Source organism: Paraflavitalea pollutisoli (assembly GCF_029360705.1).
In the GTDB taxonomy this organism is placed as follows: Bacteria; Bacteroidota; Bacteroidia; order Chitinophagales; family Chitinophagaceae; genus Paraflavitalea; species Paraflavitalea pollutisoli.
This window is the reverse complement of the sequence record NZ_JARKMX010000008.1, coordinates 2265537-2286602: the sequence shown is the minus strand read 5'-3', so window position 1 is coordinate 2286602 and position 21066 is coordinate 2265537. Positions and strand designations below refer to the sequence as shown.

Genomic DNA, 21066 nt, shown 5'->3' with positions numbered 1-21066 from the left:
AATGGTATGATCAACCACTAACGGTGTAATTGAAATTAGTGTAATTTGGCACCCAAATTCCTTTCATGAGTGCTCCAGGTGGTGCTGCCTCGTTTCACAAAAGAGTTACGTCTGCCGGCGTGCTGATCGCTACCGGCATAGTTTTCGGAGATATCGGTACTTCTCCTTTGTACACCCTCAATGCTGTTTTTCATGACCGGGTCATTACGGAAGAAGTGGCGCTTGGCGCGCTTTCTGCCGTCTTCTGGACCCTCTTTTTTCAAACGACGCTGAAGTACGTGATCATTACCCTTCAGGCCGATAACAACGGGGAGGGCGGCATCTTTTCCCTCTACGCACTTATCCGCCGTTTCTGGGGTAAATGGTTGCTGATCCCTGCCATGGCAGGTGGGGCCTTTCTGCTTGCCGACGGTATTATCACCCCGCCGATGTCGGTAGCTTCAGCCGTAGAAGGGTTGGAAAAGTTTTACCCGCACATCAATACCGTGCCCATCGTGATTGTGATCCTGATCGGGTTATTTTTTTTGCAACAATTTGGTACCGATAAGATCGGAAAGATATTTGGACCTGTGATGGTGATCTGGTTCACCTTTATAGGAGCACTAGGGATATGGGCGTTGAAAGATGCGACCGGATTATTCAAGGCATTGAATCCGTATTATGCCTGGTACATGATCCAGGAAGTGCCGGGTGGCTTCTGGTTATTGGGCAGTATCTTCCTGTGTACCACAGGAGCCGAGGCGCTCTACAGCGATATGGGCCATTGTGGTCGTAACAATATCCGCGTCAGCTGGATCTATGTAAAGATAATGCTGTTGCTGGCGTACGCCGGACAAACGGCCTGGTTGCTGCAACACACCGGTGAAACGGTAGGCGGTGTCAGTCCCTTTTACCACATCGTACCGGATCTGGTCTATATCCCCACGGTGATCATTGCTACCTGCGCGACTGTCATCGCCAGCCAGGCGCTGATCAGTGGTTGCTTTACCCTCATCAACGAAGCGATCCGTCTCGATGTATGGCCGCGTCACCGGGTGATCTTTCCAGGTGATTTTAAAGGACAGATCTATATTCCTTTCATCAACTGGCTGCTGCTGGGTGGTTGTATCTTTATGGTACTGCATTTCCGGGAGTCGACAGCAATGGAAGCAGCCTATGGGCTGAGCGTTACGCTGACCATGATCACCAGTACCATCCTGATCAATTTCTATTTGTATGTGAAGCGATGGCCGACCATTGCGGTAGTGCTGGTAACAGGCCTGTTCCTGGCCATCGAGTGTGCTTTCCTCGCTGCCAATTTTCAGAAGGCCGCAGAAGGTGGCTGGATCACCCTGCTGATCGGTGCCATCCTGTTTGGTGTGATGTTTATCTGGCATAGGGGTAAAGGCATCAAGCGGGCGCTTACGAAACTGGTCAATGTGGAAGATTATGTAGACCGGCTTAAACGCCTCAGCAACGACGAACACATTCCCAAATATGCGACCAACCTGGTCTATATGACGATGTCGAACTCGCCGCGCAAGATCGAGAAAACGGCGATGGCGTCGATCCTGCTGAAGTCTCCCAAGCGCGCAGATATCTATTGGTTTGTGCATGTGAATACCCTGGATGAACCGTATGCCATGCGGTACCATGTTGATACGTTGGTCAAGAATGATGTTTATTTCCTGACCTTCAACCTGGGTTTCCGGGTGGAGCCCCGCATCGATTTCTTCTTCCGGCAGGCCGTGATGGACCTGGTAAAGGAAGGTGAAGTGGATGTGTCGGAAAGGCACGAATCGTATTACCAGGACAATAACATCGGTGATTTTAAGTTCCTGCTACTGGAATCCTTCCTGTCCTTCGATAATGATATGAGCTACGGTAAACGTTTCGTGATGAAGAGTTTCTTCAACCTGAAGTTGCTGAGCGTGAAAGAAGAGGTCAACTTTGGACTGGACCCCAGCAATGTGACGAGCGAGAAGTACCCACTGGTGGTGACGCCGGTGCGGGAAGAGCGGCTGGTACGGGAGAGTTGATCAGTAAGCTGAAGCTGCAAAATAGTCATATAAACAGGCTGTCATCCTTTGAGGGACGACAGCCTGTTTGCGTATTGGCAGGTGTTGTTCGTGGCTATCCTATTGAACGGGCTCGGCTTTGAAGCCTGCTTTTTCTACTGCCTGTTTGATGTCTGCTGCTTGGATACTATTTCCTTGTACGGTCAATATTCTGTCGGGCGATTGCAGGTCGACCTGCCAGTTGTTTTCGCCGGCAGTCTGATTGAGGCCGGGTGTTACAGTGGCTACACAGCCGCCGCATTTGATATTCGTTTTGAATTGTAAGGTGTTCATTGTCTTTGTTATTTAAGAAGTGTAAAATTAGTTTGATCGCTCACGGGCCCTGTTACAGGATACGGTGCGGGTTGTATATAATTATGGCGCCACTTACAACTTCGCAGCTTTGAGGCGCAGGCTGTTGGCGACCACGCTCACGGAGCTGAGGGCCATCGCGGCACCTGCGATCATGGGATCGAGCAGGAAGCCGTTGAAGGGGTAGAGGATGCCCGCTGCAATGGGGATGCCGATGATATTGTAGATGAATGCCCAGAACAGGTTTTGCCGGATGGTAGCGACCGTTTTGAGTGATAGGGTCAGTGCCTGGGGCACGCTGTTGAGGTCGGAGGTGATGAGTGTGATCTTGGCCACATCCATCGCGATATCGGTGCCTTTGCCCATGGCGATGCTGACATCGGCCTGTGCCAGTGCCTGCGCATCGTTGATGCCGTCGCCCACCATCGCCACCGTTTTACCGGTTGCCTGTAGTTGTTGTACAAAGGCCGCTTTGCCGGCAGGCATCATCGAGGCCTGGAAATGGGTTATGCCTACCTGATTGGCCACGGCGGCGGCGGTATGCTCATTGTCGCCGGTCAGCATATAGACGTCGATGCCTTTGCGTTGCAGTTTTTCAATGGCAGTATTTGAACTGTCTTTTACTTTATCAGCGATGGCGATGATGGCCAGCAGCTGTCCATTACCTGCAAAATAGATGACCGTTTTAGCCTGTTGCTGCCAGTGGGTAGCGATGTCGGCGGCGGCGGTGTCGATAGGTATCTGTGCTTCCTCCAATAGTTTTTTATTGCCGGCCAGGTACAGACTGCCCTGGTAACGGGCAGTAATACCTTTACCGGTGATACTTTTCACCTCATGCAGGTGGAGTGTGGTTGCCCGGCTGGCGAGGTGTTGGGTAACGGCCAGGGCCAACGGGTGCTCGGATTGTTGCTCGAGCGCGTGCAGGATAGCCGCGTCATCGGCTCGTACGGTTCCCTGCCATTTCAGGTCGGTAACGATGGGTTTGCCTTCGGTGATGGTGCCGGTTTTATCAAGTATGATCGCATCGACCTGGTGAGCCCGTTCGAGGCTTTCGGCATCTTTGATCAGCAAGTTGTTTTCGGCACCTTTACCGACCCCCACCATGATGGCTGTAGGTGTAGCCAGTCCCAGGGCACAGGGGCAGGCGATCACGAGTACCGTTACGGAAGTCAATAAGGCATGGGTAAAGGCATTGTCACCCCCGGCGATCATCCACACGATAAAGGTGAGCATCGATATGCCGATAACTACGGGTACAAATATGCCTGCAATTTTATCCACCAGGTTTTGAACGGGGGCTTTGCTGCCCTGGGCTTCCTGCACCAGGCGAATGATCTGCGCCAGGAGCGTATCGGCGCCCACTTTGGCGGCTTTGAACTGCAGGGTGCCTTGCTGGTTGATGGTGCCGGCAAAGAGTGCGGCGCCTGCCTGTTTGAGCACAGGAACCGGTTCGCCGGTGATCATACTCTCTTCTACATACGATTCACCCGACACCACGTTCCCGTCTACGGGGATCTTTTCGCCTGGTTTTACCAGCAGTAGATCGCCCACTTGTACCTGGGCGATGGGCAGTTCGACAAGCGCTCCACTGGGTTGTATTTGCCATACCGTTTTGGGTTGCAGGCCGATCAGTTTTTTGATGGCGGAAGAGGTATTGGATTTCGCCCGCTCTTCCAGCCATTTGCCGAGCGAAATAAAGGCGATAACGACGGCGGCTGCTTCGAAATACACATGGGCATGGAGACCACGCTGATGCCAGAACGCCGGGTATACCGTATTGAAAGCACTGAAGAGCCAGGCGATGCCCGTGCTCAATGCCACGAGGGTATCCATGTTGGCCTTGCGATGACGGGCCTGTTTGAAGGCATTGATAAAGAAGGTGCGGCCGAAGTAGAATACGACGGGCGTGGCCAGTACCATCATGATCCAATTAGCATAGGGTATGTTCATGAAGAACATCCCGATGACGACGATGGGTAGGGAGAGGGCAATGGACCAGGCGGTGCGGTGCCTGATGGCCCGGTAATGTTGCTCCTGCGCCTGTTCCTGAATGGCCGTGCTGTTGTCTTTATCGATGACCAGGTCGTACCCGATAGATCGAACGGTGGCCTGTAGCTGCGCGGGTGTCACTTGCTGCGGGACGTATTCAACAAGGGCGGTCTGGTTGGCGAAGTTCACGGCGGCGGATTGTACGCCGGGCACTGCCTTCAGCATCGATTCTACGCTGACGGCGCAGGCCGCACAGGTCATTTCCAGCACGGGAAAGGTTTCTTTGGTGCTGGCTGATACCGGCTTCTTTGGTGGTGTTATGGTAGTCGTGCTCATGGTTCTCTGCTGTTTCCGTAAAGGTAGACAGGGTGCTCAGGGGGATTGTTACAGGATTGTGAGCCGGATGTATAGGATTGTGACAGGGGGGATGCCCGGGTCTTAAGGAGATTAAACAGTAATGAAATACAGTACAAACACAGAGAAAAGACACAGAAGGACACTGTTTGTTGTGCGTTTGATCTGTGTTTGATGTGTGTTTGATCTGTGTTTGATGTGAATAAAAGACTGTAAGCCAATAAGTTAATTACCCCCGAAATGATTCGGAGGTGCGCTATGTTATTGTAATTCAGTTGTTTAGGTGAGATGGATAATGATTATACCTGGTCGAGGGGCTTGCGTTTGTTGTCTTTGAGTTGCTTGAAATGACTGGGGGTGAGGCCGGTGGTCTTCTTGAACTGCTGCGAGAGGTGCTGTACGCTGCTATAACCGAGTTGGTCGGCAATCTGGCTGAGGCTGAGCTCATCGTACAGGAGGAGTTCCTTGGCTCTCTCGATGCGTTGCAGGATGGCGTATTTCTCGATCGTTACGCCTTCGACCGAGGAGAAGAGGGTAGTGAGGTAGTGGTAATCGAGGCCGAGTTTGTCGGAGAGCAAGGCAGATAATTTAAGCGCGCTGGGACCCTCTGCATTGTGGTGCACTTCCTGCACGATGATGTTCTTGATCTTTTCGACGATGGTACTTTTTTTGTCATCGAGCAGTTCAAAGCCCAGTTGCTCCAGTCGGTGACGGAGGGCATCCAGTTGTTGTGGAGCCGGTGGGTGAGTAAGCTCCACTTCGCCCATGTTGACGCTGCTGTAAGGCAGTTCGAGTTGATCGAGCTGTTGACGTACGGCGAGGATGCAGCGGTTACAAACCATGTTCTTGATGTGGAGCAACATGGGGCAAAGGTAGCAAAAGGTACCTAGTATTGTTAGCCCATTGTGCTGTGCGCAAGTGTCAACGGGCGCAACGACAACGTTTCCAACCAATCGTAGCAATGTTCTGCTACCTCTTCCCAACCGGGTTCGCCACATATAAAATGGCCGCGGTGAGGGAATTCTATGAAGTCGGCAATGCTGCCATCATCCTTATACGCCTTGCTGTTTTTCTCATTGAGGGAGGGTGGAACGATCTCGTCTTTCTGTGCTCCGATGAATAACAAGGGCACATGGGGTAATTCCATATCGATCTCTCCGGCCACGCCCATACAATCACGGAGTATATTCCTGCTATCGTGGGTCGCGGTCTCTTCAAAAGCTGCATCCGATTCAACCTTGGTCAGGCAATTGGCGAAATTGGCATGAAAGCCTGCAGCATCCATCAGGAAAGGTTCATCTCCTTTCAAGGGATTGGCAATACTGAGCGTGTTTTTTAAGAAGCTCCAGTCGAAGGCCAACATCCTGTTGGGCGCTACCGAGCTGATGCAGATGGCCGCTTTAGCCAGTTGACGGCTTACCAACACCTGGGCGATTAAGCCTCCCACTGAATGCCCGATCACGATTGGTGGTTCGTCGCAGCACTGGGCCATCGCTGCAAATTTATCGATCACGGTCTCCAAACGCAGATCGCCAAGTTCGGAGGGGATGTTTTTGCGCAGGTCTTCCGGTTCACCTTCATGAAAGGGCCAGGCCGGCGACTGACATTTATAGCCTTTAGATTCAAAATATAGAACCCATTTGTTCCAGCTAACGGGATTCTGGAACATGCCGTGTATGAAAAGAATAGTCGTTGCCATAGTTGGATTTTAGGGAGATAAGGGTAAAAAATTGTGCCATCAGCTTGCTTCGCCTGTTGGGATGGTCTGAGCTGAATCTCTTATGCTCATTTCTTTTCCACCCATACCGATACGGAGCCTGCAGGAACCTGAAATTCGCCCCAGCCTGCTTCATTGATGATGACGGCTGCCTGATGGTTGCCCAAATAATCGATAAAGGTTTTACCGCTGTGCCGCTGACCTACCTCCATCGATTTGAAGCCATCTTCGCTGTTGGACAGTAATATGGCACAGCCGGAATTGGGGTGATCATCCACACCCTCTCGTGTCCATCCAACACAGTTGGGATGATCGAAGTAGTCGCGTTGCAGGCCATAGGCAAACAGGTGCCTGGCCTCCATCAGCTGTTCGAGGTGAGCGCATTTATCGAGAAAGATCTCGTGGTCATTGCCATCCTTTCCTTTGTCGACGTAATGAGCCCCATACAGGTCGGGATAAAATATGCAGGGGTATCCGCCTTCGCGCAATAAGATCAGTGCATACGCGTGTGGTTTGAACCAATTTTCCACGGGGGCCTCTAACGATTGCAGGGGCTGTGTATCATGGTTGTCTACTACGGTAACCGCTAGTTCCGGTTTTGCCGCCACCAGGCTATCATTGAAGATGGTGCTGAGATCGAAGTCTTTGCCTTTCAGAGATGCATGGTATAGTGCGTGGTGCAACGAGGCGTCGAAGAGCGACATGCGCCCTTCTGTGGCCTCTATATATTTAAGAAGCAAGGGTAGTTCGCCTGGCGCCCAGTATTCACCTACGGCAAACAGATCGCTCTTGATGCTGCGCATATGATCGAGCCACTCATTATAGAATTTGGGGGAAATATGTTTGACAGCGTCGATGCGAACTCCGTCGATGCCGGTTTCCTGCATCAGCCAGGCGCCCCATTTTTTGAGTTCTTCGCGTACGGCCGGATTTCTGAATTCTACATCACAAAACATCAGGTAATCATAGTTCCCCTTTTCCGTATCGATGACTTCTTCCCAGTCTTCGCCGTATTCATTCAGAATGCTGAAAATGGCGGTTTCTTCCAGGTCGGCAGCATAGTCAACCCCGGTGAAACAGGTGTGGTCCCAGATAAAATCAGAATATTTGCCCTGGCGGCCGGGAAAGGTAAATTTGGTATAAGCGTCGATCTCGAATGGGTCGCTGGTGAATTGATTTCTGTTAGCCTCATCTACACGCTTTACCCATATTCGCTCTGTTTCATCACCGCCGCCTTTGTGGTTGAGCACGATGTCTGCGTATACGTGTATGCCTTTCTCGTGCAGGGCGCGGATGGCATCCAGTAACTCCTGCTTGGTGCCGTATTTGGTGCGCAGGGAGAATTTCTGGTCAAATTCTCCGAGGTCGAAAAGGTCGTACACATCATAGCCGCTGGCATTGGCGCCCTCCTTGCCTTTGTAGAAGGGTGGTAGCCAAACGCTGTTGACGCCGAGGCGGGCCAGGTGCTCCGCATCTTCTTTTACCTGGTTCCATAAACTACCGTCGTTGGGAATATACCAGTGAAAATACTGGAACATGGTTCCGTTAAACATGGGGGAGATTTTAGGCGGTATATAGCAATTTGCGAATCCTGTCGATGAGCTGTTCCTGAACGGCAATCAGGCCCGTATGTGCAAATATTGTGGTTTTTTTATCCCATTTTGGGTATTTCGGCGCAAGGGCTGCTGGGGGCCATATGACTTGCAGGACTTTTTCTACAGGCTATAAACTTTGTAGTCAGCTGTTTAAGTTTATACAAGATATATAAGTTTTTATTAACTGTTTCGGCCTTACTCCCATCAAATCATTTAAATTAGTCTCATAGATTCTACGACAAGCTGTTTCCCTCCGTGCCTTCAATGAAAAGTACTGGTAACACCCATAAATGGTTGATCATTGAAGTCATTTCTTAATTGTTTGCTTTATAATAAGGCTTTTGCCTTTTTCTGTATGCTGCCGTTTTGTTGCATTGCGATGACATCCTTTGCACAGGATACACCCAGTTATCATGTCCGGCATTTCAATGCGGAAAATGGGCTTCCTCAAAACAGTGTAAAGGATATGCAACTCGACCCGAAAGGCTATCTGTGGCTGATCACAGAAGCGGGCCTTTTACGATTCGACGGTCAACACTTCCAGGACTACTACCGGCTGCCCGACGGAAATTCAATGCGGCGACGGCCAGGAGGGCTATTTCTGCAGGAACCTGATACCATCGTAATGTTGGAAAGTCACAATCGTTTTTACCGCCCGGCAGCACTTGACAGCCTGATACCCTATACAGTGTCTGCTTCAACCGGCAATAAATTCACGAGCGGAGCCGGGCTGCAGGAGCCTATGGTGTATGCTCGCTGTTTTATGAAAGTGCGGCAGAAGAAGGAACCATCCTGGATCATGCCAGCATCGAAAAGTAGTACGTTACGCGCTGCCATCGGTTTGGGGCTGGTCAATAACAGATATTATTGGTTTAACAGTGAACGGGAATTGGTTGCAGCGGATACCGCCTTGCTGCAATTTCGGCGTCTAAAGATGACGGGATTTCCGGTGCTCAAAGATAGCATGGCCATGGCTAAGATGATCTGGAGTTCCGACAAAATATATGTCCAATGGGGTGAATTCATCTGTATTATTGTGATATCCAACGACGGCCTGGAAGCCATTGTTAAGGATAAATGGCATGTTGGTAAAATAGGTATCGTAACGCGGATTAAAGAGCTTCCTGGTAAGCAATCGTTTTTCATCGGAACGCTGGCGGACGGCTTGTATCAATTTACAAAAAAGATATTCATCACAAAAACCATTAAGGGCGCTTTGGATAATGTCTACTACGCCCAGGCGCCGTTTGGCGAAAACGGGGTAGTGACGGAGAAGGGGGTGTTTGGGGATGATAGGTATATTAAGCTCGACAGCTTCCGGAACAGAACGATCCTGCGCTTAAAGGATGGCAGTTATATACTGAACCAATGGTTGCACAATTCTGTCAACGGTCTCGTGTATTTCGATAGCAATTTTCGACGAATGGGTTTTCAGCATGAACCCATTACAGCCGTGAACTGTTTTTTTCAAAGCGCAGATGGGCGTGTGTGGGTAGGTGCTGAATCACAGTTTTTGGGAGAGCTGAAAAATGGGCAGATTAGATGGATGCAGTCTCCGGATAAAGAACAATTCCCTTTAATAGAAGCGATGCAGGAGATTGGTGGGGGTATGTTTTGGGTTGCGAGTTACAGAGGCCTGGCCAGGTTAAATGTTAATACGGGAGCGTTCACCCTGGTACCATATTTTAAGGGAAAAGGGATTCGTCACCTTTACCTGGACCGCCGCGGAATACTTTGGATCGGTACCTACGGAAGTGGGTTGTTTGCGTTAACCGGTAACCAGATCGTTAAATTGCCACAAGATCCAAACCGCTACCTGGCCCGCGTGCATGCCTTTATGGAAGATGATCACGGTTATTGCTGGATGAGTACTAATAAAGGCTTGTTTCAGGCCCGCATGAGCGACCTGGTAGATTTTATACGTGGCGGTACAAAGTCTATTTATTATCATTATTACGATAAAACCGATGGTTTTCTGACAAACGAATTCAATGGAGGATGTTGGCCGTCGGCGATCAGAACAAGTGGAGGCTTGTTTTCCTTCCCCTCCATGAATGGCCTTGTTCAATTTGATCCCTTAAAGATCGAACCGGCTTTTTCAACCAATGACATCTACATTGACCAGGTGGCTGCTGATTCGCTTATCTATCCGTGGAAGGGGCAAACAATAAAATTTCCTGCCGGTAGTGTTCATATCCGTTTTGCCATTTCTTCTCCCTACTTCGGACATCCTAATAATCATTTTATAGAATACCAGCTACAGGGGGCAGACAGTACGTGGAATACGATGCCTGCGGATGGACGGCTTAATTTCGACCGGCTACCGCATGGTGAGTATGCGCTGGTTGTGCGGAAAATGAATGGGTTTGGTCATCGTATGTCGATAAAGACTATCCCTTTTACCCTGCAGCCTGTTTACTATGAAAAGATATGGTTTAAGTTGTTCATTGCTTTATTATTGTTGGCAGGCATCTGGTTAGCCATGCGGCTACGCTACCGGTACCTCGCCCGTCAGCAAGTGCGGTTGGAACAAGAGATCGTTTATCGTACCAAAGAACAAGAAAAGCTGATCGAAGAGTTAGGGGCCACAGTAGACCATCTTCAAAGGTCGAAGAATGAACTGGCGCGCCATAGCAGACTACTCGAGATGATGTCGATGACCATCTCTCATGACCTGCAATCGCCGCTACGTTTTTTAACGGATGTTGCCGGCAGTTTGCACGAAAATGCTTTACAGAACGATAATCCGCGTGCGGCGGAACTGAGTCGGGAATTGCTTCATGGATCTGACGCCATACATCGGTTTGTGCAGGAATTTGGATATTGGATCAAGAGCCAGGGCAGTGAGTTTTCGATCAATAAGGAGTCTGTTGTGCTGAGTAAACTTTTTAATCAACTTGGCAATTTTGCGGGCGATGTGATGAAGCAAAAGGGCAATGTGTTCAGTTTTGATATCCCTTTAGACTTATGCATTGAAACTGACCGGCAGTTGCTGCAGATCGTGTTGCGCAATCTGATCGATAATGCCAATAAGTATACCAGCAACGGACAAATCAAGCTAGCGGTAATAACCGAAGGCGCTCTTGCACATATTGTGATAAGCGATACGGGCAGGGGCTTCCAAACTCACACGCTTGAGCGGGTGAAGCAGATCACGCATGATCCCTTTAACAGCCTTAGTGCCATCAAAGGCAATTCCGGATATGGCTATTATTTTATCAGCGCTTTTTGTAAGCTATTGAATGTTGAGATTATAGTAGCCAATCTCCCAGGTAATGGTGCTGTAATTACCCTCTCGAACTTTATTATTTTTCGACAAGCCGATTAGGAGGCGTGCGGTTTCTTTAACGAAGATTCACGCACTATGAGTTGTGACCGGATAGAGATGGTGGTGGCGGGTACATTGACGGCTGGCGCTTGAAGATGTTCGATGAGGCTGCGGGCGGCCTGTTCGCCCATTTCTTCTCCACAATAATCGATGGTGGTCAGGGCTGGCTCTACCAGCCGGCCAATTACATCATTGTTGAAACCAACAATGGCTATGTCTGCCGGTATGCGCAAGCCATGTTGTTTAAAATGTTGCAGACATACCGATGCGGTGAAATCATTGGTGATGAATACGCCATCGGGCAGGGGCGCCATCTGCAGGATGGCTGCTGCGGCCTCCCGGCCGCATGATTCTTGTAGTCCCCTGATCAGGACGAGTTTCTCCTCCAATAATAGTCCGTTGGCGGTCAGTGCCGCCTGGTAGCCCTGGAAGCGCTCCTGGTAGACATTGCGTTCCAGGTTGGCCGTCACCAGCGCAATGCGCCGGCAACCCTGCTCGATCAGGTGTTGCGTAGCCAGGTAACCACAGGTATAATTGTCGATGATCACGCGGGTACTGCCAACGGTTTCTTCTACCCGGTCGAAAAAAACGACCGGAATTCCCTTGTCTTCAAATAAAGCGTAGTGGTCAAGCCTGTTGGTGTCGCAGGCCAGGGAGGCGATCAGTCCGTCGACCCGTTTATGAAAAAGATTGGTGACGTTGGCGACTTCCTTTTTATAGCTTTCTGCCGAATGGGCGATGATCAGGTCGTAGCCTGCTGCAGACGTGACCTTTTCAATGCCGGTCAATACGGACGTGATGAAATGGCTGTTGAGCTCGTGAACGATGATGCCGATCGTATTGGTTTGTTGTTTGCGCAGGCTGCTGGCGAATATATTGTGCCGGTACCCCAACTGCCGGGCAGCCTCCTGTACGCGGGCCCGTGTTTGCCGGGTGATGGCCGGATTGTCGCGCAATGCCCGGCTCACCGTGGCAGATGAAACTTTCAATCTCCGGGCAATATCATGGATGGTAACCTCTCTCTTTTGCTCCATATTTTGCAATCGGTTGTGATTTATTTCAATAGCCGGGAAAGGCCCCATTTCTATGCCATTTACGGCTATATGATTGAGTTTTATCAAATTCTTATGTGCAGCCTTCGGCCACTGTGGCTTTATAAATATAGGATTTATGCAACAAAAAATGTAATCGGTTGCTATTTTGTATTTTTTACCTATATTCGTTCTGGCAGTCGCTGTACAAGGTGCTGCCAAACGATTGCTCACTTCTTAATAATGCCGTATGGAACAGCCTGATCTTCTTTCACGCTTTTCTTATATCCGCTACTTTTTTATGGTGGGCCCGGGCTGACCGCCATGGGCCCAACGCCGCTCGGCGGCGAGCTGCATCCGGTAAGACCGGTTTCCCCAACACATCTTCTACTACCAAAACGATGAATATGAAAAAAAGTCCAAGTCAGTTTGGATTTGTCCTGCCCGGTCTGTTGCGGACAAAAACGACTGCAATGATGTTATTCTTTTTATTGGCCTGTATCACCGCTGCCGTTGCGCAGCAAACGGTGAAGGGAAAGGTGACCAGCAACAAAGGAGAGCCGGTCCCCGGCGCCTCTGTGACCATTAAAGGTTCCAGTACGGGAACCAATACCGCCGATGACGGCTCTTTTACGCTGGCGGTACCTGCGGGCGCTACGCTCGTCGTCTCCAATGTCGGTTTTACCACCAAGGAAGTGAAGGTTGGTACGGCCAGTACCGTTGACGTGGTGTTGACTGCGTCGGCAGGCGACCTGGGTGAGGTGGTGGTCGTGGGCTACGGTACGCAACGTAAAGAGGCGGTAACCGGCTCGGTGGCTACCATTGGCGGCGAAAAAATGCGCGAAGTGCCGGCGCCCAATATCTCCCAGGCGCTGCAGGGAAGATTGGCGGGGGTCGATATCGCTCAGACTTCTACCAGGCCAGGCGCTACGATGCAGATCCGCATCCGCGGTACGCGTTCGCTGAGTGCCGACAACAATCCGCTGATCGTGCTGGATGGTATTCCCTTCATTGGTTCCCTGGCCGATATCAATCCCAACGATATCAAAAGTGTCGATGTATTGAAGGATGCCTCTGCTACTGCCATCTATGGATCGCGGGGTGCTAATGGCGTTATCCTCGTTACCACCGAAAAGGGCGGCCGCAACCGTAAGCCACGCATCAATTACAGCGGTTATGTGGGTGCGCAAAAAGTATTTGCGAAATACCCGATGATGAATGGTCCCGAGTTTGTTGCCCTGCGGAAGGCGGCGAACCAATACCCCAACGGACAAGACGAAGCCGATAATATAGATACGGACTGGCAGGACCTGTTTTACCAGACCGGTATGGTCACCGACCACAACATCAGCCTTTCTGGTGGCTCGGAGACGGGCAATTATAATTTTGGCGGTGGCTACTACCTCAACCAGGGGGTGATCCCCACGCAGCAATACAAACGGTATGCGTTGCGCGGGTCGATCGATCAACAGGTAGGTAAACTGTTTCGGGTGGGCTTTACTTCCAATTCCAACTTCAACGAAAGTGAGGGTAACCAGGTGGGTTTGTACAATACCCTGAGCATGACACCGATCTCTTCTCCATACAATGACGACGGTACTTTGCGTCGCGGTATACGGATGGCGGCCGATAACCAGTATGTGTACACCAAAGATGTTGTCCGGAACTTACGTGATAACAGTCAGTGGGTGAATGAGACCCGTGGTTTTGCTACCTATAATGCGGTGTATGGCGAAGTGAAAGCGCCCTTCCTCGACGGACTGAAATACCGGGTGAACCTGGGCTTAGATTATATTCAAACCAACAACGGTGCCTATACCGGTCAGGGGGTAGGGGATGCACTGAATCCCACGACGGCTTCTGCTGCTTCGGTCGACAATCGCAACACGCTGCATTGGACGTTAGAAAACCTGTTGACCTTCGACCGGTCCTTCGGTAAGCATACTTTCAATGCGGTGGCTTTGTATTCTGTAGAACAGAGTAAATACACCCGCTCGAATATGTCGGCCCGGGATATACCCGCCGACGCTTTTCAATTCTACAATATCGGACAGGCTGCGGGGCAGATCGTTGTTGATCCTGCCAACCAGGATTATCAATTGTGGGGGCTGATGTCGGCCATGGGACGACTGATGTATTCTTACGATAACCGGTACATGATCTCCGCTACCGTTCGTTCCGACGCCTCTTCGAGACTGGCGCCCGGTCATAAATGGCATACCTATCCTGCCGTGTCGGTAGGTTGGAATATCTCCAACGAGTCGTTTATGCAGAATGTTCCGGTGATCAATAGCCTGAAATTGCGGGCTGGTTTTGGTCAGACGTCCAACCAGGCCATCGCCCCCTATGCTACGCTGGGCCGCCTGGATACAAGACCTTACAATTTTGGACCAACCACGTATTCTACCGGCTACTATGTATCACAACTGCCCAATGCCGACCTGGGCTGGGAGTTTTCAAAAACCGTGAATGTGGGGCTTGACTTCTCCCTGTTGAAGAACAGGCTGTCGGGTACGATCGAATACTACGTTACCAAAACAGAAGATATCCTGTTGGGGCTGAGCCTGCCACCTACTTCTGGTGTAACCGGCTATACGGCCAATATCGGTTCGACGGAAAACAAGGGTTTCGAGCTGGCTTTGAACGGTACCATCCTCGATGGTTCCAATGGCTGGACCTGGGACCTGGGTGCCAATATTTACATGAACCGGAACAAGCTGACCTCGTTGGCCTCTGGCCAAACGCGCGACGAAGCCAACTGGTGGTTTGTGGGACATAACATCAACGCCATCTTCGACTACGAGCGTATCGGTCTGTGGCAGCAGGGAGATGCCAACCTGAATGTGCTGGAGCCAGGTGGCAATGTGGGCATGATCAAAGTAAAATATACCGGTGGTAATAAAGCGGACGGCACTCCTGAACGTGCTATCGGACCAGCCGACCGGCAGATCATGGATGTGGATCCCGATTTTCAGGGAGGTTTCAATACCCGCGTTGGTTGGAAAGGCTTCGATCTTGGTATCGTGGGTTTCTTCCGCGGTGGTGGCATTCTCTTCAGTACCATTCACGGATCGAACGGTTACCTCAACCTGTTGAGCGGGCGCCGCAACAATATCGCGGTTGACTACTGGACGCCTGAAAACACAGGAGCCAAGTATCCCAAGCCAGGAGGTATCGTCAGCAGCGACAACCCCAAGTACGGCAGTACGCTCAGTTATTTCGATGGATCGTTCCTGAAGGTGCGCACCATTACGCTGGGGTACGATTTCAGCAGGAGTGTGATCCGCAATTCGGCCATCAAACTGCGGATGTACGCCACGGCACAAAATCCGTTTGTGCTGTTCTCTCCTTTCCACAAGGAATCGGGTATGGATCCGGAAACGAATTCCTATGGCAATGAGAATGCGTCTGTCAACCTCAATAACAATTTGCGGCGTATCCTGACTGTGGGCTACAATACTCCCGCTACCCGTAACTATATTGTTGGCGTCAACCTGACCTTTTAAATCATTCAGTATATGAAACATCTGCTTATCAAGTCAATCATAGCATCGGCAGGCGTGCTGACCCTGTTGTCGGGATGCAACAAGATCCTGGAGGAGCAGCCGCGCAGTTTTTACGAGCCCGGTTTCTTCAAGACCGAGAAAGGGGTGCAGGGCGGTATCACCTCCCAGTATGCGCACTTGCGATTTATTTACGGACAGCCGTACTATTATAATACCCTCGAAACAGGTACGGATGAATATACCTGGGCTCAGAGCGCTGATGCCAATTTCCGCGATATGGACCTGAGTGGTGTTGGTCAGATCACGCCGGCCAGCAGCCGGTCGGATGCCTTATGGGGCACGGCTTTCTCCAATATCAATACGGCCAGTGGTATCATCGAGAATGCAGGCGCCGTAGGGACGATACCGGCCTCACTCATCGCCGAAGCCAGGTTCTTCCGGGCTTTCGATTATTTCCTGCTGGTGCAGACTTTTGGCGGCGTGCCTTTGGACCTTGGTGCAGGCCCGTTGAAGTTCAATACGGCACCTTCCCGGAAATCGACGCGTAACCCGGTACCGGAAGTATACACCAAAGCCATCTTTCCTGATCTGCTGCAGGCGATCTCCGAACTGCCTGACCAGCCACGGGTACCCGGTGGTGTTACGAAGAACGTAGCCAGGCTGTATTTATCGAAGGCCTACCTGACGTATGCCTGGTGGATCCAGAACCCGAACAATATTCCAACGTATCCGCAAGTAGCGAGAACGGATCCCGATGGGCATGATGCTGCCTGGTATTTCCAGAAAGCGTATGATGTATCTGTACAGGGTATCGATAATCCCGGACCTTATGGCCTGGAGAATACGTTCTATGATCTGCATGTAGGGGGCAATGACCGCAACAAGGAAATGCTGCTGTTTGCCGACCACACACAGGAAAGCGAGTTTTATAACGGTGCCTGCCTGGCTTGTTTCGACAGTGAGGCTGGTAATGGCCGGAACTCGGCGGTATGGATGGTGACCTTTAACTATACGGTGGTCAGAAGTGCACCCAATGCAGACGGTACGGGTTCAGGCGTAAGCTCCGTACAGCGTGAAGCGGCACAAATGTTGGGTCGTCCTTATACGCGTATGGCGCCTACCATCGGTGCGATCACCAATACCTTTGCTGATAAAACACTGGACTCCCGGTATGATGGAACGTTCAGTACGGTATTCCGCGGCAACTGGCCCAAAGGTGGCACCACCAATGCGACGCTGTACAATGCGAATGAGATTCCTGTTATTCCAGGGCAGCCGATCCTCAGCTTCCTGGAGGATGAAACACTGGCGGGTAGCATTACGTATCCGTCTGGCGCTAATTTCCCCAATAAAACATCGAATGGTATCGGCGCTGGGGTGATACCTGGGCGTGCAGACTTTGTCGTGTCGCCCCGTGGTATCAGCCGCATTGTATTCCCCGGTTTGTGGAAGATGGGTGTATACCGGACCGATAATGGTACCGGCCTGGGACAGCCTAATGCGACCAGTACCCGTCCTTTCAAGATCGCCAAGTTCTCCGAGTTTTACCTGATCGCTGCCGAAGCAGCCGTGAAGGGTGCTACGACGACCGCGGGCAAATCGGCGCGTGACCTGATCAATGTGGTCCGTGCGCGTGCCGGCAAGTGGAAATTCTCCAATAAGAACAATGCCGCGCTGGTGGCAGATAACAGTGCTGCAATGATGGTGGCCACACCGGCGACGATCGATATCAACTATATCCTGGCGGAGCGGTCGCGCGAGTATTTTGGGGAAGGTCATCGTTGGTTTGACCTGGTGCGTACGCAAAAGTGGAGTGAAATCGCAGGCTCTTACCAGATCGGTGGAGCAGCGTATGGCAATCATACCCCACAAACGTTTACCCGCACCATCGAGCCTAAGTATTACCTGCGTCCCGTACCACAAGCACAGATTGATGGTATGGAGGCGACGGCCGAGGAGAAAGCCGCTTATCAAAACCCCGGTTACCAATAATAAGTGAACAGTCGTTTAATTGCAGAGATTGGTTGCCTTCGTGGCAGCCAGTCTCTTTTTTTTTGTGCGTACCTCAACCTTTTTTCAGGGAGGAGGCACGTACGATGAGGTCGGCCCGGAGTGTAATGGAATTGGTGCTGTAGAGGTCGCTGATGCCTTTGAGGTGATTGATCAGGTTGGTGACCGCCGTGATGCCCATGTTGTCGCCGCTGTAATCGACTGTCGTCAGGTTGGGGGCAATGATCTTGCTGATGGGGTCATTGTTGAAACCCGCTACAGCCAGGTCCTGCGGAATGCGTAGACCCGCTGCCTGTAACGCGATCATACCATGCACCGCGGCCGTATCGTTGGCAGCAAACAACCCATCTGGTCTTTTGGCGGGGGGAAGGCTGAGGATATGGCGGGCGGCGGCGTCACCTGCTTTTTCGGACAGCGTACTGACGAGGTGCCATTTGTCCTGGAAGGGCAGGTTATTGTCTTTAAGGGCCTGGCGATAACCATTGAAGCGGTCATTGTACACATTCCGCAGCAGGTTGCCGCCGAGGTGCATAATACGTTTGCAGCCCTGGTCGATCAGGTGTTGGGTGACATTGTAGGCGGCAGCATAGTTGTCGATGACCACCGATATGCTATCGTTGTGGGGGTGCACCCGATCGAAAAAGACGACGGGGATCTTTCGCTTGAAAAACGGTTCGAGGTGTTCGATGTCCTGCGTGTCGTACGCCAGGGAGATGAGCAGGCCATCGACCCGCTTGTTGAACATGGTAGCGGCATTGACCTTTTCTTTCTTCACGTCTTCCAGCGACTGGGCAATGATCAGGTGGTAGCCATGCAAGTTGGCGGCTTTTTCCATACCTGCCAGGGCAGATGACATGAAATAGCTGTTGAGCCTGGGTACAAGTACGCCCAGGGTGTTGGTGCTTTTGCTGCGCAGGCTGCTGGCAAAGGTGTTGGACTGGTAGCCCAGTGCAATGGCTGCGTCGGCTATCTTCTTCCGGGTATGCTTGTTGACAGAGGTGCTGTTCTTGAGTCCCCTGCTGACCGTAGCAGCAGAGATCTGGAGGTATTCCGCGATATCATAGATCGTAACTTCTTTGTCGTCGGCCATGCTGGGAGCAGTTGAAGGCCAAAGGAAACAAGGTTTTGTGAGAAAACAAAATTGGGTCGCAGTGACGCTTGTTTATGAATCAGGGCAAAGGCGTTGGTCTTGGTTGGCTACCCGCCCGGGCGGCTGGTGTCATAATTACGATGCGAAGTGTCGGTCTATTTTGTATGTTATGGATGCTGGGGGGCTGCCGGGAGCCGGTTCCTGTGACAAAGGATAATTTTGCCAGGGCAGAATCTCAATGGCATTTTGCCCGCTTTGTGGAGCGGGGTGCGTTGGGGCATTTCTACCATTTCAGGCGCTTGGGTATTACCGACCAACCGGGTATGCGGCCCAATACCGATGCTTACCACTCGGTAGCGGTCTTCGACCTGGATGCCGGGCCTGTTACCATCACGCTGCCGGAAGCCGGTGAGCGATTTGAGTCGATGAGCATCATCAATGAAGACAACCTGGTGGTGGGTACGGACTATACGCCGGGGCCTCATGTATACTCGAAAGTTCAGGCAGGATCCCGTTATGTGATCGCCATCGTGCGGTTTTTTACGGATGGAGACGTTTCACTTGACAGTCAGATCGTGCATGGGTTGCAGGACGAGCTGGTGGTACAACAAGCTGGTCCGGGCCAATTCGATATGCCAACGTATGATGCTGAAAGTCAGCAAGCCGTGCGGCATGGACTGCGTGCATTGGCCGGCTCCCTGACCAACTGGCGAAGAGCTGCGGGTAGTAAACAGGAGGTGGACCCGCAACAGCACCTGGCGGCTACTGCGGCCGATTGGGGGCTACCCGATGAAGATGACGCGCAATATTTTACCGGTTCTGCGGCGACCAATGATGGCAGTGGTGTTTTTCAGCTTGTTTTGCGGGAGGTGCCAGCTGATGGCTTCTGGTCGGTGAGCGTGTGTGATTCGACGGGGCATGTGCCACAAGGCGCGTATGACCAATTTACCATCAATAATACGACCGCGCATAGCGGACCTGACGGTGGCATTGTTATTCAGTTTGGTGGTTGTGATAGCGGGGTAGACAATTGTCTGCCCATCTTCCCGGGTTGGCGCTACACAGTACGGCTGTACCGGCCAAGGCCGACTGTATTGGATAGCACCTGGACCATGCCGCGGTTACAATGGCTACGTTAATTTGTTGAGGGCAGATGGCGGAATCGATGTTGGAGCAGTGTCTTCAATCTACACAATGGAAGACTAAATAAATCGAGATGCTACAGCAATTGTTCAACCGGATAATGATCATGAGCGTGATTTTCTTTTGTATGTCGCAAGTGGTTTTTGCGCAGGAAGGTAAACAAGAAGTAGATGAAGAAACCTTGAAGAAGGCAAACGATCCGATGGCCGATGTGAAAGCTTTCAATGTGCAAAGTTACCTGGTTTCCAAATTATACGGCTTGCCGGACAATAGTGTAACTCAAACGCTGGCGCGTTATTCCCAGCCTCTGGGCAAAGTCCTGTTGCGCGTGACGATGCCTTTCATTGTTTCATCTGAGGCTACAAAGGCGCCCACCACAGGATTCGGCGACCTCAGCCTTTTTGCGATCTATTCCTTTCCTGTTTCGGCGGGTAACAAGATCGGTATTGGCCCCAACCTGACTTTCCCGACGGGGTCGCATAATCTGGGTGCCGGCAAGTGGCAGGCGGGCTTATCCTTCCTGGCGTTTATGGCGAGCAATAAGCAGATACAATGGGGCACCTTATTGCAATGGCAAACTTCTTTTGCGGGTGATGATGACCGGCCGGATGTAAGTTTGCTGACTCCGCAGGTGTTTGGCATTTGGCAACTCGGCGGAGGCTGGAATTTGCGCAGTACGGGCATTTGGAGCTTCAATCTGCATACGGGCGATTATAGTGTGCCCATCGGGCTGGGGGCAGGAAAAGTTATGAAAGTAGGCAAGCTGGTATTCAATTTGTTTGCCGAACCACAGTTTACGGTATTCGCGGAAGGTGTGGGACAGCCCAAATATCAAACATTCGTAGGCTTTAATACGCAGTTTTAGCAATTGAGCTGAGTGTGATTGATGAGTGGGCCGGCCACCGTTAGGAGCCGGCCCAAATTTTCAAAATATGTAATGGATTCATGCGTCACA

General features: G+C 51.2%; 13 protein-coding genes. 6 read left to right on the top strand and 7 right to left on the bottom strand.

What is annotated here, in order from left to right; all coding sequences use genetic code 11:
* Nucleotides 1-65 precede the first annotated feature (65 nt).
* Complete coding sequence (locus P2W70_RS22865) at nt 66-2018, top strand: KUP/HAK/KT family potassium transporter (protein ID WP_276483856.1); 1953 nt, start codon at nt 66-68, stop codon at nt 2016-2018.
* Between the two features lie 99 nt (nt 2019-2117).
* Here the strand turns inward: P2W70_RS22865 and P2W70_RS22860 are convergent, their stop codons facing one another.
* The 5 genes from P2W70_RS22860 to P2W70_RS22840 all read right to left on the bottom strand — a co-directional run bounded on the left by P2W70_RS22860 (nt 2118) and on the right by P2W70_RS22840 (nt 7961).
* Nucleotides 2118-2330 (bottom strand): heavy-metal-associated domain-containing protein, encoded by a 213-nt coding sequence (locus P2W70_RS22860; RefSeq protein ID WP_276483855.1) that lies wholly within the window; start codon nt 2328-2330, stop codon nt 2118-2120.
* Nucleotides 2331-2423: 93 nt separating this feature from the next.
* Entirely contained in the window at nt 2424-4673 is a 2250-nt protein-coding gene (locus P2W70_RS22855; RefSeq protein WP_276483854.1) for a heavy metal translocating P-type ATPase, read from the bottom strand.
* Between the two features lie 317 nt (nt 4674-4990).
* Nucleotides 4991-5554, bottom strand: a complete 564-nt coding sequence (locus P2W70_RS22850; protein ID WP_276483853.1) for a helix-turn-helix domain-containing protein — start codon at nt 5552-5554, stop codon at nt 4991-4993.
* A gap of 32 nt (nt 5555-5586) precedes the next feature.
* Complete coding sequence (locus P2W70_RS22845) at nt 5587-6390, bottom strand: alpha/beta hydrolase (protein ID WP_276483852.1); 804 nt, start codon at nt 6388-6390, stop codon at nt 5587-5589.
* Nucleotides 6391-6476: 86 nt separating this feature from the next.
* Nucleotides 6477-7961, bottom strand: a complete 1485-nt coding sequence (locus P2W70_RS22840) for an alpha-amylase (RefSeq protein ID WP_276483851.1) — start codon at nt 7959-7961, stop codon at nt 6477-6479.
* A gap of 508 nt (nt 7962-8469) precedes the next feature.
* On the opposite strand from P2W70_RS22840, the gene P2W70_RS22835 reads away from it, so the two are divergent.
* Nucleotides 8470-11331, top strand: coding sequence for a sensor histidine kinase (locus P2W70_RS22835; protein ID WP_276483850.1), 2862 nt, complete (start codon nt 8470-8472; stop codon nt 11329-11331).
* Here the strand turns inward: P2W70_RS22835 and P2W70_RS22830 are convergent.
* Nucleotides 11328-12365 carry a LacI family DNA-binding transcriptional regulator gene (locus tag P2W70_RS22830; RefSeq protein ID WP_276483849.1) on the bottom strand — a complete coding sequence of 346 codons (1038 nt, stop codon included), beginning with the start codon at nt 12363-12365 and terminating at the stop codon, nt 11328-11330. The two genes, P2W70_RS22835 and P2W70_RS22830, sit on opposite strands and share 4 nt — an antisense overlap.
* Before the next feature lie 404 nt (nt 12366-12769).
* Here P2W70_RS22830 and P2W70_RS22825 point away from each other — a divergent pair, with 404 nt between their 5' ends.
* Together P2W70_RS22825 and P2W70_RS22820 are read left to right on the top strand one after the other, a co-directional pair.
* Nucleotides 12770-15868: a SusC/RagA family TonB-linked outer membrane protein gene (locus P2W70_RS22825; RefSeq protein ID WP_276483848.1), complete on the top strand. Its 3099-nt coding sequence runs from the start codon at nt 12770-12772 to the stop codon at nt 15866-15868.
* 12 nt (nt 15869-15880) lie between these two features.
* On the top strand, nt 15881-17860 hold the full coding sequence (locus P2W70_RS22820) for a RagB/SusD family nutrient uptake outer membrane protein (protein WP_276483847.1): 1980 nt from the start codon (nt 15881-15883) through the stop codon (nt 17858-17860).
* Between the two features lie 73 nt (nt 17861-17933).
* On the opposite strand, the gene P2W70_RS22815 is transcribed toward P2W70_RS22820, so the two are convergent.
* Nucleotides 17934-18968, bottom strand: coding sequence for a LacI family DNA-binding transcriptional regulator (locus tag P2W70_RS22815; protein ID WP_276483846.1), 1035 nt, complete (start codon nt 18966-18968; stop codon nt 17934-17936).
* Nucleotides 18969-19132: 164 nt separating this feature from the next.
* On the opposite strand from P2W70_RS22815, the gene P2W70_RS22810 reads away from it, so the two are divergent.
* Both P2W70_RS22810 and P2W70_RS22805 read left to right on the top strand, forming a co-directional pair.
* A complete protein-coding gene (locus P2W70_RS22810; protein ID WP_276483845.1) occupies nt 19133-20107 on the top strand; it encodes a DUF1254 domain-containing protein in 975 nt (324 codons plus the stop codon).
* Nucleotides 20108-20184: 77 nt separating this feature from the next.
* The gene (locus P2W70_RS22805; RefSeq protein ID WP_276483844.1) at nt 20185-20976 is read left to right on the top strand and encodes a hypothetical protein; all 792 of its coding nucleotides are present in this window, start codon (nt 20185-20187) and stop codon (nt 20974-20976) included.
* Nucleotides 20977-21066: the final 90 nt, after the last annotated feature.

What these genes read in the sequence shown, in the direction of transcription:
- P2W70_RS22865 (WP_276483856.1), top strand. Translation starts at nt 66, where the DNA reads ATGAGTGCTCCAGGTGGTGCTGCCTCGTTTCACAAAAGAGTTACGTCT.
- P2W70_RS22860 (WP_276483855.1), bottom strand. Translation starts at nt 2,330, where the DNA reads ATGAACACCTTACAATTCAAAACGAATATCAAATGCGGCGGCTGTGTA.
- P2W70_RS22855 (WP_276483854.1), bottom strand. Translation starts at nt 4,673, where the DNA reads ATGAGCACGACTACCATAACACCACCAAAGAAGCCGGTATCAGCCAGC.
- P2W70_RS22850 (WP_276483853.1), bottom strand. Translation starts at nt 5,554, where the DNA reads ATGTTGCTCCACATCAAGAACATGGTTTGTAACCGCTGCATCCTCGCC.
- P2W70_RS22845 (WP_276483852.1), bottom strand. Translation starts at nt 6,390, where the DNA reads ATGGCAACGACTATTCTTTTCATACACGGCATGTTCCAGAATCCCGTT.
- P2W70_RS22840 (WP_276483851.1), bottom strand. Translation starts at nt 7,961, where the DNA reads ATGTTTAACGGAACCATGTTCCAGTATTTTCACTGGTATATTCCCAAC.
- P2W70_RS22835 (WP_276483850.1), top strand. Translation starts at nt 8,470, where the DNA reads ATGCAACTCGACCCGAAAGGCTATCTGTGGCTGATCACAGAAGCGGGC.
- P2W70_RS22830 (WP_276483849.1), bottom strand. Translation starts at nt 12,365, where the DNA reads ATGGAGCAAAAGAGAGAGGTTACCATCCATGATATTGCCCGGAGATTG.
- P2W70_RS22825 (WP_276483848.1), top strand. Translation starts at nt 12,770, where the DNA reads ATGAAAAAAAGTCCAAGTCAGTTTGGATTTGTCCTGCCCGGTCTGTTG.
- P2W70_RS22820 (WP_276483847.1), top strand. Translation starts at nt 15,881, where the DNA reads ATGAAACATCTGCTTATCAAGTCAATCATAGCATCGGCAGGCGTGCTG.
- P2W70_RS22815 (WP_276483846.1), bottom strand. Translation starts at nt 18,968, where the DNA reads ATGGCCGACGACAAAGAAGTTACGATCTATGATATCGCGGAATACCTC.
- P2W70_RS22810 (WP_276483845.1), top strand. Translation starts at nt 19,133, where the DNA reads ATGTTATGGATGCTGGGGGGCTGCCGGGAGCCGGTTCCTGTGACAAAG.
- P2W70_RS22805 (WP_276483844.1), top strand. Translation starts at nt 20,185, where the DNA reads ATGCTACAGCAATTGTTCAACCGGATAATGATCATGAGCGTGATTTTC.